The sequence below is a fragment of the Micromonospora sp. WMMD558 genome (assembly GCF_049315255.1).
Lineage (GTDB): Bacteria > Actinomycetota > Actinomycetes > Mycobacteriales > Micromonosporaceae > Micromonospora.
Window position 1 is genome coordinate 4414650 of sequence record NZ_CP186061.1, and the last position, 17071, is coordinate 4431720.

At 71.6% G+C, this 17071-nt stretch carries 15 protein-coding genes; 11 read left to right on the top strand and 4 right to left on the bottom strand.

Features of this window, described 5'->3' with window-relative positions; genetic code table 11:
* The first annotated feature begins 146 nt into the window (after positions 1 to 146).
* Positions 147 to 1205 (top strand): FUSC family protein, encoded by a 1059-nt coding sequence (locus tag ACN26Y_RS21045; protein WP_230688683.1) that lies wholly within the window; start codon positions 147 to 149, stop codon positions 1203 to 1205.
* A 23-nt stretch (positions 1206 to 1228) separates the two neighbouring features.
* Here the strand turns inward: ACN26Y_RS21045 and ACN26Y_RS21050 are convergent, their stop codons facing one another.
* Positions 1229 to 1678: a MarR family winged helix-turn-helix transcriptional regulator gene (locus tag ACN26Y_RS21050; RefSeq protein WP_155331944.1), complete on the bottom strand. Its 450-nt coding sequence runs from the start codon at positions 1676 to 1678 to the stop codon at positions 1229 to 1231.
* Between the two features lie 98 nt (positions 1679 to 1776).
* On the opposite strand from ACN26Y_RS21050, the gene ACN26Y_RS21055 reads away from it, so the two are divergent.
* The 7 genes from ACN26Y_RS21055 to htpG all read left to right on the top strand — a co-directional run bounded on the left by ACN26Y_RS21055 (position 1777) and on the right by htpG (position 10179).
* Positions 1777 to 2904 carry a substrate-binding domain-containing protein gene (locus ACN26Y_RS21055; protein ID WP_422733336.1) on the top strand — a complete coding sequence of 376 codons (1128 nt, stop codon included), beginning with the start codon at positions 1777 to 1779 and terminating at the stop codon, positions 2902 to 2904.
* 442 nt (positions 2905 to 3346) lie between these two features.
* Positions 3347 to 4591 carry an urea ABC transporter substrate-binding protein gene (gene urtA / locus ACN26Y_RS21060; protein WP_155331946.1) on the top strand — a complete coding sequence of 415 codons (1245 nt, stop codon included), beginning with the start codon at positions 3347 to 3349 and terminating at the stop codon, positions 4589 to 4591.
* 62 nt (positions 4592 to 4653) lie between these two features.
* Positions 4654 to 5541, top strand: a complete 888-nt coding sequence (gene urtB, locus ACN26Y_RS21065) for an urea ABC transporter permease subunit UrtB (protein ID WP_155331947.1) — start codon at positions 4654 to 4656, stop codon at positions 5539 to 5541.
* Complete coding sequence (gene urtC, locus ACN26Y_RS21070) at positions 5538 to 6695, top strand: urea ABC transporter permease subunit UrtC (protein ID WP_422733337.1); 1158 nt, start codon at positions 5538 to 5540, stop codon at positions 6693 to 6695. Before urtB ends, urtC begins: the two co-directional genes overlap by 4 nt.
* Entirely contained in the window at positions 6692 to 7456 is a 765-nt protein-coding gene (urtD, locus tag ACN26Y_RS21075; protein WP_422733338.1) for an urea ABC transporter ATP-binding protein UrtD, read from the top strand. The genes urtC and urtD overlap by 4 nt, the downstream gene beginning before the upstream one ends.
* Complete coding sequence (urtE, locus tag ACN26Y_RS21080) at positions 7456 to 8148, top strand: urea ABC transporter ATP-binding subunit UrtE (protein ID WP_422733339.1); 693 nt, start codon at positions 7456 to 7458, stop codon at positions 8146 to 8148. Before urtD ends, urtE begins: the two co-directional genes overlap by 1 nt.
* Before the next feature lie 120 nt (positions 8149 to 8268).
* Positions 8269 to 10179, top strand: coding sequence for a molecular chaperone HtpG (gene htpG, locus ACN26Y_RS21085; protein WP_422733340.1), 1911 nt, complete (start codon positions 8269 to 8271; stop codon positions 10177 to 10179).
* Between the two features lie 38 nt (positions 10180 to 10217).
* On the opposite strand, the gene ACN26Y_RS21090 is transcribed toward htpG, so the two are convergent.
* The gene (locus ACN26Y_RS21090) at positions 10218 to 10592 is read right to left on the bottom strand and encodes a hypothetical protein (protein ID WP_422733341.1); all 375 of its coding nucleotides are present in this window, start codon (positions 10590 to 10592) and stop codon (positions 10218 to 10220) included.
* A 111-nt stretch (positions 10593 to 10703) separates the two neighbouring features.
* Between ACN26Y_RS21090 and ACN26Y_RS21095 the strand changes: the two genes are divergently transcribed.
* On the top strand, positions 10704 to 11297 hold the full coding sequence (locus ACN26Y_RS21095) for a hypothetical protein (RefSeq protein ID WP_422733342.1): 594 nt from the start codon (positions 10704 to 10706) through the stop codon (positions 11295 to 11297).
* A 22-nt stretch (positions 11298 to 11319) separates the two neighbouring features.
* Here ACN26Y_RS21095 and ACN26Y_RS21100 read toward each other — a convergent pair whose 3' ends face one another.
* Positions 11320 to 12126, bottom strand: coding sequence for a hypothetical protein (locus tag ACN26Y_RS21100; RefSeq protein WP_422733343.1), 807 nt, complete (start codon positions 12124 to 12126; stop codon positions 11320 to 11322).
* 439 nt (positions 12127 to 12565) lie between these two features.
* On the bottom strand, positions 12566 to 14728 hold the full coding sequence (locus ACN26Y_RS21105; protein WP_422733344.1) for a S8 family serine peptidase: 2163 nt from the start codon (positions 14726 to 14728) through the stop codon (positions 12566 to 12568).
* A gap of 394 nt (positions 14729 to 15122) precedes the next feature.
* On the opposite strand from ACN26Y_RS21105, the gene ACN26Y_RS21110 reads away from it, so the two are divergent.
* Positions 15123 to 16058 (top strand): diacylglycerol/lipid kinase family protein, encoded by a 936-nt coding sequence (locus tag ACN26Y_RS21110; RefSeq protein WP_422733345.1) that lies wholly within the window; start codon positions 15123 to 15125, stop codon positions 16056 to 16058.
* Between the two features lie 105 nt (positions 16059 to 16163).
* Complete coding sequence (locus ACN26Y_RS21115; protein ID WP_155331955.1) at positions 16164 to 17066, top strand: DUF4231 domain-containing protein; 903 nt, start codon at positions 16164 to 16166, stop codon at positions 17064 to 17066.
* Positions 17067 to 17071 lie beyond the last annotated feature (5 nt).

A 17071-nucleotide genomic window follows, 5' to 3' on the forward strand; every position in this document is an offset into this window, starting at 1 on the left:
CGGTGAGTGCTGACGACCACCGGCGACACGTTGACCGGTCCCGGCTCGATCGCGGGGCTGAGCAGGTGAAGGTCGCCGCGGGCCGGGCCCGGGGTCGAGGTGGCCAGGCGGGTCGGCTGCGGCTGCACCAGCTCGAGGTCGCTCTGGTGATCTCTCTGCAGGCGGGGCTCGCCGCCGCGCTGGCCTGGTGGATCGGCCACGACGTGCTGGGCAACTCCTCGCCGGTCTTCGCGCCCTCCGCCGCGGTGGGTACGATCGTCGCCGCGCTCGGCCAGCGTGCCCGCCGCACCGGCGAACTGCTGCTCGGCGTCGGACTGGGTATCGTCACCACCGACTTCCTGCTGACACTTCTGGGTACCGGCTTCTGGCAGACCGGTTTCGTTGTCGCCTGCGCCATCCTGACCACGCTCCTGCTGTTCGGGGGCAGCGGGTCGGCCGTCGGGCAGGCCGGCGGTACGGCGGTGCTGCTGGCGACCCTGGCACCGGCGCAGCAGAACCTCGAATGGCCGAGGATCGTCGAGGCGGCGGTCGGCAGCGCCGTCGGACTCGTGGTGGTCATGTTGCTGCTGCCGATCAACCCGATGCGGATCCTCGACCGCGACGCGGCCCCGATCTACGGGTGCCTCGCCGACCAGCTGAGGGAGGTCAGCTCAGCGCTGGCGACCCACGATCAGCAGCGGGCGGTCCGGGCGCTGGACACGCTCCGCGGCCTGGGACCCGACCTCGACCGGATGCACCAGGCGCTCAGCGGCGCCGAAGAGGTGGTCAGCCTGGCGCCGGCGCGCTGGCGGCGCCGCCAGGATGTGGAGCGCTTCGCCCACGCGACCGTCTACCTGGAGCGGGTCATCGAACACAGTCGAGGGCTGGCCCGCCGGTCGGCGCTGGCGCTGCAGTACGACGAGCCGATCCAACCCGACCTGTCCGTGGGCGTCGGCCACCTCGCCGACGGGGTCGAGTCGCTGCGCCGCGAGCACCGGGCCGGGCGTCCCCCCGAGGGGACCAAGCAGAAGGTACGCGATGCGGTGCAGGCGGCCGGACGAGCCCGAGCCCGGGGAGTCAACGACTTCGGAGATGCGGTGGTGACCCAGCTCCGCACCGCCGCGAGCGACCTGCTCCGCGCCACCGGTTACGACCCGACGTCGGCGAATGAGGAGGTACGGAACGCGATCCGGGACGGAGAGGACTCAGTTCACCGGCCCGGATGAGCCGGGAAACCGAAGCCTGACGGTCAGGCGGTGGCCGGGACGGGGCGGCGGGCCGGGTCCAACCGGCCGATCAGGGCGTCGAGGTGGCGGGCCAGGTCGGCGTTGGCGGAGGTGGCCAGCTCGGCCAGGTTGGCGCGGACCAACCCGTCGACGCGCTCGTGCTCGCGCCGCCCCCGGGCGGTCAGGTACGCGCGGATGCGGCGCCGGTCGAGCGGGTCGACCCGGCGGAACACCAGGTTGCGGTCGACGAGCTGGTCGACCAGCTTGGTCAGCGTGCCCGGGGGCAGGGACGCCTCGGCGGCCACCTCGGTCATCGGGTGGCCGAGGCCGTCGGAGAGCAGGCAGAGCACGCGCCACGCCTCGATGCTGAGCGACTCGGCGGCGAGGAGCGCGCCGACTCGGTGCGACAGGAGGCGTTCGGCGCGGGTGAGCAGCCGAAGCAGGTCGGCTGGCGTTCCGGGACGGTCAGACATGGCTCTCCCGCCTGGCGGTGGCTCCGCCATCGTACCGAGCCGTCCCGCTGGGTGGGGAGCGCTGGTCAGCGCCGATGGCGTACGGCCACCATATGTTCATGTCCGCACCGGTTCCGGGGTCCGGGCGCCCGTGGGCGGGGGAGCGCCGCACCGCCGGGGCGTCCTGGCTCACCGTCGACCGGGACGTGGTCGGCGTCGCGCTGGTCTACCCGATGCGCGGGCCGGCCGGCATGTTCGGGCCGAGCTGCGAGCTGTGCGCGCAGCTCGCGGTGGAGGAGGTGAACCGCCGCGGCGGGGTGCTGGGCCGGGAACTGCGGCTGGTGCCGGTGGACGGCGGCGCGCCCCCGGCCGAGGTGGCCGCCGAGGTGGAGGCGCTGGTCTCGGTGGGCGCCGTGCAGGGCGTCACCGGATGGCACATCTCCTCGGTGCGCCAGGCGGTCGCCCCGCGCATCGCGCACCGCGTGCCGTACGTCTACACGGCACTGTACGAGGGCGGCGAGCGTACCGAAGGGGTCTTCCTCACCAGCGAGACGCCGGACGCGCAGCTCTGGCCCGCGATGCGGCTGCTCGCCGGCGAGCTGGGGGCGCGGCGCTGGTTCGTGGTGGGCAACGACTACGTGTGGCCGCGACGGACGGCGCGGGCGGCCCGGCGGTACGCACTGCGCAGCGGCGGCCGCGTCGTCGGGCAGCACTTCCTGCCCCTGGAGACGCACGCGTTCGCCGAGGTGCTGGGCCGGATCGAGCGCAGCGACGCCGACACGGTGCTGATGCTCCTGGTCGGCGCGGACGCGGTGCGCTTCAACCGGGCGTTCGCGCGGTCCGGTCTGGACCAGCGGTGCCTGCGCCTGAGCACGTTGATGGACGAGAACATGCTGCTGGCCAGCGGGGCGACCGCCACCCGGCGGCTGTTCAGCACGGCCGGCTTCTTCGCCGGCCTGGTCACCCCGGAGAACCTGGACTTCCACGGCGCGTTCGGGCGGCGGTTCGGGGTGGAGGCGCCGCCGCTGGGCAGCCTGGGGGAGTCCTGCTACGAGGGGGTCATGCTGCTCGCCGCGCTGATCGCGAAGGCCGGCACGCTGGACGTACGCGCGGTGGAGGCGTCCGCCGACGTGGTGTCGTACGACGGGCCGCGCGGCGAGCTGCGCCTGCGGCGCCGGCACGTCCGCCAGCGCATCTACCTGGCCGAGGCGGACAGGCTGGACTTCACCGTCCTGGCCGAGCTGTGACCCGGGTGCCTTGACAGGCCGACCCATCGGCCGCCTAAGATGCTTCCTGCGTGAAGCATCCAGGATGGATCCGGAATTCACGCGCGCCGTGACGCGAGGCGGTAATTGCCGCCGAGAGCGTCGGGAATTTGCATGCCGGTGCCCGTACGCCGATTTTCCGTCGGCGTGGCGCCGGCATTCTTCGTGCCGATCCGAAGGCGATCGGAAACAGTCAATTGAGGAGCGGGAAACATCCGCGCAACGAAGCGGATCGAAGCTTTCCCTGCCCGATATCCGATGCGCGGCGCCCGGCCGGTGTCCACCCGCCGACCGCTCGCCGCCGACACCATCCACAACGGACCGCACCGCGACACCGACGTCAACCACGACATCGCCGAAACGATCGCCGACAACTGATCGGCGCACCAGACCGCTGCTCCACGCTTCTGTGCAAGGAGAACCGATGTCACTGATCCGGGGCCGCCGCATCCTGGCGGGTGCCATGACCCTGGTCGCCGCGGCCGCCTTGGCCGCGTGCGGCAGCAAGACCACCGACACCGACACCGCCGCGGGCGTCAGCGCCGACGTCTCTGGCGACACGGTGAAGGTCGGACTGCTCAACTCGCTCTCCGGCACCATGGCGATCAGCGAGGTCACCGTCCGAGACGCGATCCTGCTCGCCGTCGAGGAAATCAACGCCGCCGGCGGGGTCCTCGGCAAGAAGATCGAGCCGGTCGGCGAGGACGGCGCCTCGGACTGGCCCACCTTCGCCGAGAAGGCGGAGAAACTGATCAGCCAGGACCGGGTCGCCGCGGTCTTCGGCTGCTGGACCTCGGCCAGCCGCAAGGCGGTCAAGCCGGTCTTCGAGAAGAACAAGGCACTGCTGTTCTATCCCGTCCAGTACGAGGGCCTGGAACAGTCGCCGTACATCTTCTACACCGGCGCGACCACAAACCAGCAGATCGTTCCCGGGCTCGACTACCTCAAGGCCCAGGGCGTGAAGTCGGTCTACCTCGTGGGCAGCGACTACGTCTTCCCGCGGACGGCCAACAAAATCATCAAGGCGTACGCGGAAGCGAACGGAATGACCGTCTCCGGGGAGGACTACGCCCCGCTCGGGTCCACCGAGTTCGGCACGATCGTCAACAAGGTGAAATCGTCCGGCGCGAACGCCGTCTTCAACACGCTGAACGGGGACAGCAACGTCGCCTTCTTCAAGGAGTACACCTCCGCCGGGCTCACCGCCGCCAGCCTGCCGGTGGTGTCGGTGTCGATCGCCGAGGAGGAGGTCAAGGGCATCGGCACGCAGTACCTCAAGGACCAGCTGACGGCCTGGAACTACTACCAGACCACGCCGGGCGCGGCGAACGAGAAGTTCGTGGCCGCGTACAAGAAGAAGTACGGCGCGGACAAGCCGACCAGCGACCCGATGGAGGCCGCGTACGTCTCGGTCCACCTGTGGAAGGCGATGGTCGAGAAGGCCGGCAGCTTCGACGTGGAGAAGGTGCGCGCCGCCGCCGACGGCATCACCTTCGAGGCGCCGGAGGGCCTGGTCACCGTCGACGGCACCACCCAGCACATCGCCAAGACCGCCCGGATCGGCAAGATCGGCGCGGACGGGCTGATCACCGAGGTGTGGAACTCCGGCCAGCCGATCGAGCCGGACCCGTACCTCAAGAGCTACCCCTGGGCGAGCGGCCTGAGCTGACCGACGTGGCCCGGGCGGCGGCCCTGCCGCCCGGGCCACCCCACCCGTTCGGAGTGCGCACCGTGACAGTCCTCTTCGGCCAACTCTTCACCGGCATCAGCATCGGCGCGGTGCTGCTGCTCATCGCGCTCGGCCTCGCGCTGACCTTCGGCCAGATGAATGTGATCAACATGGCCCACGGCGAGTTCATCATGGCCGGCGCCTACACCACCTACGTCCTGCAGCAGATCATCACCGGCGCCGGTTGGTCGTTGCTGGTCGCGCTGCCGGTCGCGTTCGTGGTGGCCGGCGCGATGGGCGTGCTGCTGGAGGCGCTGCTGATCCGCCGCCTCTACGCCCGCCCGCTGGACACCCTGCTGGTCACGTGGGGCGTGTCGCTGATCCTCCAGCAACTTGCCCGGGACGTCTTCGGCAGCCCCAACGTACAGACCCGCGCACCGGAGCCGCTCACCGGCAACGTCGCGCTGCCCGGCGGGGTGACCGTCGCGAACAACCGCGTGTTCATCCTCGTCCTGGCGCTGGCCGCCGTGGCGGCGCTGACCCTGGCGCTGCGACTCACCCCGCTTGGCCGGCGGATCCGCGCCGTCGTGCAGAACCGCGACCTCGCCGCCGTCTCCGGCATCCCCACCGCCCGGGTGGACCGGATCACCTTCTTCGTCGGCTCCGGCCTGGCCGGTGTCGCCGGCGTCGCGCTCACCCTGCTCGGCCCGATCGGGCCCACCATGGGCACCAACCTCATCATCGACGCCTTCCTGGTCGTCGTGGTCGGCGGGATCGGCCAGCTCAAGGGCAGCGTGATCGTGGCGTTCGCGCTCGGCGTCCTCCAGGCCACCGGCGAGTACCTCACCACCCTGAGCGTCGCCAAGGTGATGGTGTTCATCGCCATCGTCGCGTTCCTCCAGTGGCGCCCCCAGGGCCTGTTCACCCTGCGTACCAGGAGCCTGGCATGACCGCCCTCGCCGGACCGCCCGCCACCACCGCCGTCGACGCCGCCCCGGCCGCCGGCCCACGCCCCGGCCGCGGCCGCCGCGCCGGCCGGCTGCGGACCGCCGTCGGGTTCGCGCTCGGCGCCGTCCTGCTGTTCGCCGCCGCGCCGCTGGCGCTGTCCGACTTCCGGCTGTCGCTGCTGGCCAAGTACCTGTGCCTGGCCATGGTGGCGATCGGCATCGGCATCGCCTGGGGCCGCGGCGGCCTGCTCACCCTCGGCCAGGGCGTCTTCTTCGGACTCGGCGGCTACGCGATGGCCATGCACCTCAAGCTCGCCGACGCGGGTCCGGGCCAGATGCCCGACTTCATGCAGCTGTACGGGCAACTCGACGAGCTGCCGCTGTGGTGGCGTCCGTTCGCCAGCCCGTGGTTCGCCCTGCCGGCGACGGTGCTGCTGCCGATGGCGGTCGCCTTCGGGCTCGGGTCGCTGGTGTTCCGGCGGCGGGTACGCGGCGCGTACTTCGCCATCCTCAGCCAGGCGCTGGCCGCCGCCATGGTGATCCTGCTGATCGGCCAGCAGGGCACCACCGGAGGCACCAACGGGCTCACCGACATCCAGGGCTTCTTCGGCTACGACCTGGACGACCCGGTCAACCAGCGGACGGTCTACTTCCTCATCGCCGCCGCCCTGCTGGCGCTGCTGTGGCTGGCCCGCCAGCTGATCCAGAGCCGCTACGGCGAACTGCTGGTCGCGGTCCGCGACGGCGAGGAGCGGGTCCGTTTCCTCGGCTACGACCCGGCCACCGTCAAGCTGGTCGCCTACGTGACCGCCGCCGGCATGGCCGGCCTGGCCGGGGCGCTGTTCGTCCCGGCGGTCGGCATCATCTCGCCGGCGCTGATCGGGATCGTCCCGTCCATCGAGTTCGTCATCGGCGTCGCCGTCGGCGGTCGGGCCACCCTGCTCGGCCCGGTGCTCGGCGCAGTCGCGGTGGCGTGGGCGCGGACCGCCCTGTCCGAGCGGTTCCCGGGCACCTGGACGTACCTGCAGGGCGGCCTGTTCGTGCTGGTCGTGGCGTTCCTTCCGGGTGGCCTGGCGGCGCTGTGCAGCCGCCGGCGCGGCACCGGCGGCGGGCCGCTGACCCGGCTGCGCCGGCGCCGGACGGAGGCGGCGGCGTGAGCGGGCCGGACGGGCTGGTGATCCGCGACCTGCGGGTCAGCTTCGACGGTTTCACCGCCGTCGACGGGGTGAGCCTGGAGGTATCGCCCGGGGACATCCGGTTCCTCATCGGTCCCAACGGGGCCGGCAAGACCACCCTGGTCGACGCGGTCACCGGGCTGGCTCGGGCCACCGGCTCGGTGCGCTTCGGTGTACACGAGCTGCTGGGCCGGCCGGTGCACCGGATCAGCCGCCTCGGGGTGGGTCGGACCTTCCAGACCGCGTCGGTCTTCGAGGAGCTGTCCGTCCTGCAGAACCTCGACATCGCGGCCGGAGCGCGGCGGAGCTGGGCGACGCTGGCCCGGCGGCGGCGCGGGGTGCCGGACGAGGTGGCCGCGGCGCTGGACACCGTCGGGTTGGCCGGGCACGCCGACCGGCTCGCCGGCACCCTCGCCCACGGCCAGAAGCAGTGGCTGGAGATCGGGATGCTGCTGATGCAGGACGCGAAGTTGCTGCTCCTGGACGAACCGGTCGCCGGGATGAGCCACGAGGAGCGCGACGCCACCGGCGCTCTGCTGGAGACGGTGAGCCGCGACCGCACGGTGGTGGTAATCGAGCACGACATGGACTTCCTGCGCCGCTTCGCCCGGACGGTCACCGTGCTGCACGCCGGCCGGGTGCTCAGCGAGGGCACCGTGGCGCAGGTGCAGGCCGACCCCCGGGTGCAGGAGGTCTACCTCGGCCACCCGGTCGACAGCGGTTCGAGCGGAGGTGAGGCGTGATGCTGGCACTGTGCGGGGTGTCCGCCGGGTACGGCCACAGCCGGGTGCTGCACGGCGTCGACCTGGCGGTGCCCACCGACGGCGTGGTCGCCGTGCTCGGTCACAACGGGGCCGGCAAGAGCACCCTGCTGCGGGTGGCCGCCGGGCTGCTGCGTCCGCACGCCGGCACAGTCGAGCTGGACGGCGAGGACGTCACCCGGCTCGCCCCGCACCGGCGGGTGGCGCGCGGGCTGGCGTACGTGCCGCAGGGGCAGCAGTGCTTCCCGCACCTGACGGCGGGGGAGAACCTGCGACTGGTGGCCGACGGGCGGCGCGACGGCGCGGCAGCCACCGCCGACGTGCTGGACCTCTTCCCCGCGTTGCGGCCGCTGCTGCGGCGACGCGCCGGCCTGCTCTCCGGCGGGCAGCGGCAGCAGCTCGCCCTGGCCCGGGCCCTGATCACCCGGCCCCGGCTGCTGATGCTCGACGAGCCGACCGAGGGCATCCAGCCGTCCGTGGTGACCGAGATCCAGGACCGGATCGTCGGGCTCACTCGGCAGGCCGGCATCAGTGTGCTGCTCGTCGAGCAGCACCTGGGCTTCGCGCTGCGGGTGGCCGACCGCTACCACGTGCTGGAATCCGGTCGGGTGACGTCGGCCGGCGACGCCGGCGCCGGCGCGAGCGCCGCGGTCCGGGCCGCCCTGGCGGTGTGAGGGCACGGGTGTCGGGTCGCCCTCCGTGAGGTGCTCGTATCCTTTCGGCGAACCCCTTCGGAACGCGCCGGCCCGGGCCGGCGCGCCCCGGCACCGGCTGCGCGGACGAAAGGACACGGTGTGAGCACCGAGACGTTGGAGTTCCAGGCCGAGGCCCGTCAGCTGCTCCAGCTGATGGTCCACTCGATCTACTCGAACAAGGACGTCTTCCTGCGGGAGCTGATCTCGAACGCGTCGGACGCGCTGGACAAGCTGCGCCTCGCGTCGCTGGTCGACAAGGATCTCCAGGTCGACACGTCCGACCTGCACATCGCCATCGAGGTCGACAAGGCGGCGCGCACCCTGACGGTGCGGGACAACGGCGTCGGCATGTCCCGGGACGAGGTCGTCCAGGTGATCGGCACGATCGCCAAGTCGGGCACCGCCGAGCTGCTGCGCAAGCTGCGCGAGTCGACCGACGCCGGCGCCTCGCAGGAGCTGATCGGCCAGTTCGGCGTCGGCTTCTACGCCGCGTTCATGGTCGCCGACCGGGTCGAGCTGGTCACCCGCCGGGCGGGGGAGACCGGCGGCACCCGCTGGGAGTCGACCGGCGAGGGCACGTACACGATCGCCCCGGTCGAGGACGCGCCGCAGGGCACCGCCGTCACCCTGCACCTCAAGCCGGCCGACACCGACGACAACCTGCACGACTACACCGCCGAGTGGACCATCCGGCAGATCGTCAAGCGGTACTCCGACTTCATCGCCCACCCCATCCGGATGGCCGTCGAGCGGCCCGGCGCGGACGGCGGCGAGCCCACCACCGAGGTGGCCACCCTCAACTCGATGAAGGCGCTGTGGGCGCGGCCCCGCGACGAGGTCGAGCCGGCCGAGTACCACGAGTTCTACAAGCACGTCAGCCACGACTGGGCCGACCCGCTCGAGATCGTGCACATGCGGGGTGAGGGGACCTTCGAGTACGAGGCGCTGCTCTTTCTGCCCTCGCACGCCCCGCTCGACCTGTTCGCCCCGCAGGGCCGACGCGGCGTACAGCTCTACGTCAAGCGCGTCTTCATCATGGACGACTGCGAGGCGCTGATGCCGGGGTACCTGCGCTTCGTCAAGGGCGTGGTCGACGCGCACGACCTGTCGCTGAACATCTCCCGGGAGATCCTCCAGCAGGACCGGCAGATCCAGGTCGTCCGTCGTCGCCTGGTGAAGAAGGTCCTCGCCACGGTCAAGGACCTCAAGGCCGACCAGCCGGAGAAGTACCGCACCTTCTGGGCCGAGTTCGGCGCCGCGGTCAAGGAGGGCCTGATCGACGACACGGAGAACCGGGACACCCTCCTGGAGATCCTGTCGGTCGCCTCGACCCACGACGCCGCCGAGCCGACCGACCTCGCCGGCTACGTCGGCCGGATGAAGGACGGCCAGACCGACATCTACTACGCCACCGGCGAGAACCGCGCCACCATCGAGAATTCGCCGCACATGGAGGCGTTCCGCGCCAAGGGCTACGAGGTGCTGCTGCTCACCGACCCGGTCGACGAGGTGTGGGTGGAGCGGGTCGGCGAGTACGACGGGAAGACGCTGCGCTCGATCGCCAAGGGCCAGGTCGACCTGGACACCGAGGAGGAGAAGAAGGAGGCCGAGGCCGAGCGGGAGCGGCAGCGCACCGAGTACGCCGACCTGCTCACCTGGCTGAGCGGCGCCCTCGCCGACCAGGTCAAGGAGGTCCGCCTGTCGTCCCGGCTGACCACCTCCCCGGCCTGCGTCGTCGGCGACGCCCACGACCTCACGCCCACGCTGGAGAAGATGTACCGGGCGATGGGCCACGAGGTGCCGCAGGTCAAGCGGATCCTCGAGCTGAACCCGGCCCATCCGCTGGTGAGCGGCCTGCGCAAGGCCCGCGAGCAGGGCGGCACCGAGGAGTCGCTGACCGAGACCGCCGAGCTGCTGTACGGCATGGCGCTGCTCGCCGAGGGCGGGGAACTGGCCGACCCGTCCCGGTTCACCCGGATCCTCGCCGAGCGCCTCGCCCGTACCCTCTGACCGGCGGCGGGGACGCCGCGATGGCGGCGTCCCCGGCGTCAGGTCGCGGTGCTCCGCCGGGACGCCACCCACCAGCCGGCCGTCGCCACGACGGCGACGGCGCCGCTGAGCAGGAACGGCGCGACCAGGCCGGCCCGGGCGGCGAGTACGCCGCCGGCGAGGGCCCCGAGGGCCGTGCAGCTGTAGGTGAGCGTGCGGGAGGCGGCCACGACCCGGCCGAGCAGCCCGTCGGGTACGAGCCGCTGCCGGAGCGACAGCGCGGCGACGTTGAGGACGGCGAACGACGCGCTGGTGGTGACCACGACGACCACGGCCGTGACGCGGCTCGGGGCGACGACCAGCAGGACGGGAACGCCGCCGGTGAGCGCCAGCGTCGCCGTCAGGACGTGGCGGTGCCGGAACCGGCGCGCCACCGCCCATCCGCTCTCCGGACCGGCTGGTACGAGCGGCGCGACCGCCACCGCCGCGCGCCGTCCATAGACTGAGATATCTGGATCCTCGTGCCGTGCCGAGGAGGCACATCGATGAATGAGGTTGGTGCTCGACGACGTACGCGGGCCGCAGCCGCCGCCCTCCTGATCTTCCTGGTCCTGACCGGTTCCGGCTGTTCGCTGCTGCATGGTGACGAGGAGCCCGCCGACCGGGATCGGTTGACGCTGAGCGATGACGGATTCTCGCTCGCCGAGTTCGGCGACTCCATTGAACAGGCCAGCGGGCGGTTGCGTGAGCGCTGGGGTCCGGAGGAGGTCCGCGAGATGGTCTGCGAAAGCTCCGCGACGTCGAGGATCCTCGCCTGGGACGGAGTGGTGCTCGTCTTCAACGACCGCGGGCTGGCCGGTTACCTCTTCGGTCCCCGGGCGGATGATCCGATCACCCCTGTCGCCTGGGACGTTGGGAAGGCGTCGACGGACCAGGGACTGCGCCTCGGCGACACCGTGGCGAGGGCTCGCGAATTGTACGGCCGGAACTTCGTTCTGACGGAGACCAGCCTCGGTCCCGAATGGTGGGTGGAAACCGACGCGGTCGGGGAGCACTCGGTCAGGGGCTTCGCCACGGGCCTCGGCCCGAGGGACACCATCGCCCGCATCGGTGCAGGCGATCTGTGCGCGGCGCGATGACGGGACGGCCCCCCGGCGGCCGTTACGAGTCGCGCGCGGCTGACGCTCTCGACGTGCTCAGGTAGGCCGTGGTCAGCAGGATCTCGATGACCAGTGCTCCCGCCATACCGAGGACCGCGCCGAGGACGAGCAGGTCCGGCTCCCGCGTACGCTCCCGCTCTACGTCCACGAGGTCGATCGACACCGCGGGTACGGGAAGCCGGTCCTCGTTGGCGCCGGGCACCCGAGACGAGGTCAGCGAGTACCTGGTGATCGAACCTTCGGACTCGCCCGGCCGGCTTACGCCGTCCGTCTCGAAGCGGTCCACCTTGTAGGCGCCTGTGTGGACGGAGACGGTGCCGCCAGCGGATGCCGCCGATCCGCGCTCGCCGGCGACGTCGATACGCGCTGTGCGTACAAACCTGTACTGGCTGGAGTGGGACAGGCTGCCGTTCCGGAGGCTGACCGAGACCTGGGACGGTGCCGGCAGCGTCTGCGGGACGAGTACGAGATATGACTCGTCCCGCTCGCCGAGTCCGGGCGTACCGACATGTCGCCAGCCGTCAGAACCGATCGACCTGCCGTCGTCCGCCCGCGCGTTCAGCCTGACGACGTCAACCTTGTCTCCGGTAGGTGAACTGAGGGTCAGCGGCTCACCCGGCGACCAGTCGGCGAGGGTCAACGTGATGGTTGTGGTGGTAATCGTGTCGCCAATGGCCACGTCGAAGGAGAGCGACTCGATCTTTGCCGGGACGTCGGCGACGTAGGTCGGACTACCACTGTTCTCCTGGATCGGTGCGGACCGGTAGGCCACTCTCCCGTAGCCGACACCGCTCGCGGTGGCAGTCACCAACAGCAGTAGTGCCAGGGCGACCAGCTGTCGCTTCGCTATGGTGCGTTGGCGGCCACCGTCGCGCTGTCGCCTTCGGACGAGCGCGGGGCCCGGAAGTGCGTCCCTCTCCGACCTGGTACGGGCACCAGCTGGATCGCCACGGTCATCCGCCGGCAGGGACGGCTCGTCCTGGTCACCGTGCTGCTCGACGGCAGGGGGCGGTACCCAGAGGCCGCTCTGGACCTGCCGCCAGGACGTGAACCGGTCGCTCTGGAACCTTGTTTCCCGCCTCGGCCCTGGTCGAGCGATCAATCTCTGGCCTCCCCGCTGCCGGGCCGCTTCAGGCGCACTGCCGCCACCTTGCCAGCGTCCGGCGGGCGCTGTCGACTCTGCCCGGTCACCGCCTCCGCGCGAGCGGTGGGCTCCAGGCGGCGCCTGGAGCCCACGGCCGTTGCTGCTACCAGAGCACGCCGGGCATCGGGATCTCGGTGCCGACGGCGAAGAAGTCGTGCCACTTCACGCCGGTGCCGACGAACGACGAGCCGGTGGACCGGGCGACGAAGGCGTCCGCCGCCGAGCCCCGGGTGAAGACCACCAGATCGTCGCGGCCGTCGCCGGTGTAGTCACCGGCACCCGGCACCTCGCTGCCGTAGGCGAACGAGTCGTGCCACTTCACGCTCGTGCCCACGAAGGACGAGCCGTTGGACAGCGCCACGTACACGTCGCCGGTGGAGCCCCGGGTGAAGGTGGCGATGTCGTCGCGGTTGTCGCCGTTGAAGTCGCCGACGGTCGGGATCTCCGAGCCGACGGCGAAGAAGTCGTGCCACTTCACGCTCGTGCCCACGAACGAGGAGCCGTTGGACAGGGCCACGTACGCGTCGGCGCTGCCGCTGCGGGTGAAGGTGACGATGTCGTCGCGGTTGTCGCCGTTGAAGTCGCCGACCATGGGGATCTCCCAGCCGACGGCGAAGAAGTCGTGCCACTTGATGCTCGTGCCCACGAACGACGAGCCGTTGGAGAGGGCGACGTAGACGTCGGCGGCGGCCCCGCGGGTGAAGGTGGCGATGTCGTCGCGGTTGTCGCCGTTGAAGTCCCCGACGACCGGGATCTCCGAGCCGACGGCGAAGAAGTCGTGCCACTTGACGGCGGTGCCGACGAACGACGAGCCGTTGGAGAGGGCGACGTAGACGTCGGCGGCGGCCCCGCGGGTGAAGGTGGCGATGTCGTCGCGGTTGTCGCCGTTGAAGTCCCCGACGAGCGGCAACTCGGTGCCGAAGGCGAAGTTGTCGTGCCACTTCACCGACGTGCCGACGAAGGAGGAGCCATTCGACAGGGCGACGTAGACGTCACCGGCGCCACCCCGGGTGAAGGTCGCGATGTCCTCCCGGCCGTCGCCGTTGAAGTCGCCGTGGCTGCTGCCGAAGCCGTCGTTGCCGGAGAACAGCATCCGGTTCGGCGTCTCCGGGCGGGCGTCGGTGATGACGCCGGGGGTGGACTCGTTGATGATCATCGTGGCGATCTGCGCGGGCGTGCTCGACGGACTGCGCTGGCGGATCTTCGCCGCCGTGCCGGCCACGTGCGGCGACGCCATGGAGGTGCCGGAGAACACCGCGGTGGCGGTGTCGCTGGCAATGCCGGCGGAGGTGATGCCCGCCCCGGGCGCGAACAGGTCCACGCACCGGCCGAAGTTCGAGGTGCCGGACCGGGCGTCGGCCGAGGTCGCGTTCGCGACGGTGATCGCCGCCGGGACCCGGGCGGGGGAGAAACCGCAGGCGTCGGCGTTGTCGTTGCCGGCCGCGACGACGACCGGGATGCCGGCGGTGACCGCCCGGTTCACGGCGGCGTCGGCCGCGGTGTTGCCGCCGCCGCCGAGGCTGGCGTTGATGACCGCCGGCCGGGCCCCGTTGGCGATGACCCAGTCGACGCCGGACACGAACCACGACCACTGCCCGCTGTTCGCGCAGTTCAGCACCCGGACGGCGTGTATCCGGACGCCCTTGGCCACGCCGTGCGCCGCGCCGCCGACCGTGCCGGCGACGTGTGTGCCGTGCCCGTGGCAGTCGTTGCCGTTCTGCCCGTCACCGACGAAGTCCGCGTCCCGGGTGGCCCGGCCGCCGAAGTCGTTGTGGGTGGAGCGGATGCCGCTGTCCAGGACGTACGCGTGCACGCCCGCGCCGGTGTTCGGGTAGGTGTAGGCGCTGTTGAGCGGCAGCCGTGGCTGGTCGATGCGGTCCAGCCCCCACGACGTGGGGCTCGGCTGGACGTCCGTACCGGCGATCCTGGCGTCCTGCTCGACGAGCGCGACCGCCGGGTCCTTGCTGAGCGCCCGCGCGTCGGCGGCCGACATGCGCGTCGTGAAGCCGTTCAGCGACGTGAGGACGTGCTTCACACTGCCGTGGTGCCGGGCCGCCAACCGCTCACCGGCACGACGCGCAGGCTCCCGGTTGCCGTCCTTGAGCAGGACGATCCAACTGTCGGTGATGCCGCCGACGGCTGCCAGGCGGAAGGTGGTGGTGGCGCCGGCGTCGGGGGTGGGTGCGGCCTGAGCCGGACCCACGCCGGCCACACTGAGCGCCAGGGCGAGCCCCGCGACGATCAGTGCGTCTCTTTTTCTGGGCAATGTCGTTCCCTTCCCGTTGGCAATGCTCGGCGAGTTGTTGCGGAATTTGTCTCGTCGAGCGATGGGCAATGGGAGTAGATCCCAGACAATTGCGAATTCTGTTACGTTGTCGGATGCTCGACCGCCGCAGCCCCTTCGTCGGCGGTGTGACCAGTCCTCTCGCATTTGCCGCAGTCGTCATTCCTGTCGGAAAGCGGTCAGGAGATTAACGCCTTTTCCGTGGTTGCCGGCGGCCGTCGCACAGTTGGCCGCGACGGGAAGCCGTCGAGGTCAGGTATGGATCGCGCGGCAGCCCGAAGGCCACGGTCCGCGTGCCCCGGAGGAGGCGTGAAGCGGATCGGGCGGCCTCCGTGGCCAGCATGGGAATCACGCCGGTTGGGTAACACCGGCGGGCATGAGCATGAGTACGGCGGAGCGCGCCGCAACGCCGACCGGGACCGGCGTCGGCACGGTCGCGGTCGTCGCGCACCGGAAGAAGACCCTCGGGGGCGGCCTGGACGCCCTGCGCGCCGACCTGATTGCGGCGGGCGTCGACGACCTGATCTGGTACGAGGTGCCGAAGAGCCGCAAGGCCCCGAAGAAGGTGCGCAAGGCGCTGAAGAAGGGTGCCGACCTGGTCTTCGTGTGGGGCGGTGACGGGATGGTGCAGCGCTGCGCCGACACCCTCGCCGGCACCGGCACGCCCATGGCGATCCTGCCCGCCGGCACGGCGAACCTCTTCGCCGCGAACCTGGGCATCCCGGCGGACCTGCCGGAGGCCGTCCGGATCGGTCTGCACGGCCCGCGTCGCGCCCTCGACCTGGGGAAGCTCAACGGCGAACACTTCGCGGTGATGGCCGGCGCCGGCTTCGACGGCGACCTGATCCGGGAGGCCGACCGGAAGCTCAAGGGCCAGCTCGGCCGGATCGCCTACCTGTGGACCGGGCTGCGGCACGTACGGGGCGAACTGGTACCCACCCGGATCACGGTCGACGGCGCCGAGTGGTTCGACGGCGAGGCGAGCTGCGTGCTGTTCGGCAACGTCGGCACGATCACCGGCGGCATCCCGGCGTTCGACGACGCCCGCCCGGACGACGGCGCCCTGGAGATCGGGGTGTCGACCGCGAACGGTGCGGTCGACTGGGCGCGGACGCTCGGCCGGATGGCGGCCGGCCGCTCCGCGGAATCCCCGTTCGTGCGCATCACCCGGGGCCGCCGGGTGCGGGTCAGGCTCGCCGCGCCCCGGACGTACGAGCTGGACGGCGGTGCCCGGGGTGCGGTGACGAAGCTCAAGGTCCGCGTGGTGCCCGGCGCGCTGACCGTCTGCTGCCCGCACGCGTCGGAGCGGTGACGTCGCCGGCGGCGGATCGTCGTCGGTGCGGCCGGTGGCCGGCAGCCAGAGCGCAAGGTGCTCGCGCGGCCGGGGGAGCGGACCGGGTGCCCTACCATTCGGGGAGTGTCGACCGTCGATCCACCAGCCGTGCTCGACACGGTCTGGCAGCAGCAGGGTGTGTGGTCCCGGGCGGCGGACGCGGCGCGGCGACGCATCGTCCGGGGCCGCCGTCTGGTCGCCGGCCTGACCGTGGTCGCCGCCGTGGCCGCCACCGCCGCCGCGCAGCTCGGCGGCGTGCACCTGGCGGCGAGCCGGGCGTTGGCCATCATCGCCGCCGCGGCGTTCGGCCTCGTTCCGTTGGCCGCCCGGTCGACGGCCCGTGAGCCGGTGCAGGTCTGGACGCGGCTGCGGTCGGTCGCCGAGTCGCTGAAGGCCGAGGTGCACCGCCACCTCGCCGGGGTCGCCCCGTACCGGGGGCCGGACCGCGACGCGGTGCTGCTCAGCCGCGCGGACGCGATCGTGGACGAGGCGGGTGACCTGGTCGGGCACACGGTCGACGTCGCACCGCGGTCCCGACCCCTGCCGGAGGTGTCGGACGTCCCGTCGTACCTGCTGCGGCGGGTGGACCGGCAGGTCGAGCGGTACTACCTGCCGGAGGCCCGCCGGACGGGCGCCGCCGCCCGCCGGGTCCGGGTGGTCACGACGGGCCTGACCGCGGGCGGCGCGGTGCTCTCCGCGGTGGTCGGCGTGCTCGGGGACGGGCTCGGCCTCGCCGCGTGGGTGGGCGTCGTCGCCACGGTGACGACGGCGGTGGTGGGGTACGGCGCGGCCCAGCAGTACGAGCACCAGCAGATCGAGTACGCGCGCACCGCCGACCAGCTCGTCCGGCTGCTCCGCGCCCGGCGGGACGGGGACGGCTGGGCCGACGACGACGCGGTCGTGGCCGAGGCGGAACGTCTCATCGCACTGTCCAATGAGGTCTGGATGGCGAGAACCCTTGAAGAAGATGGCGTACCGCGCCGCTGAGACTA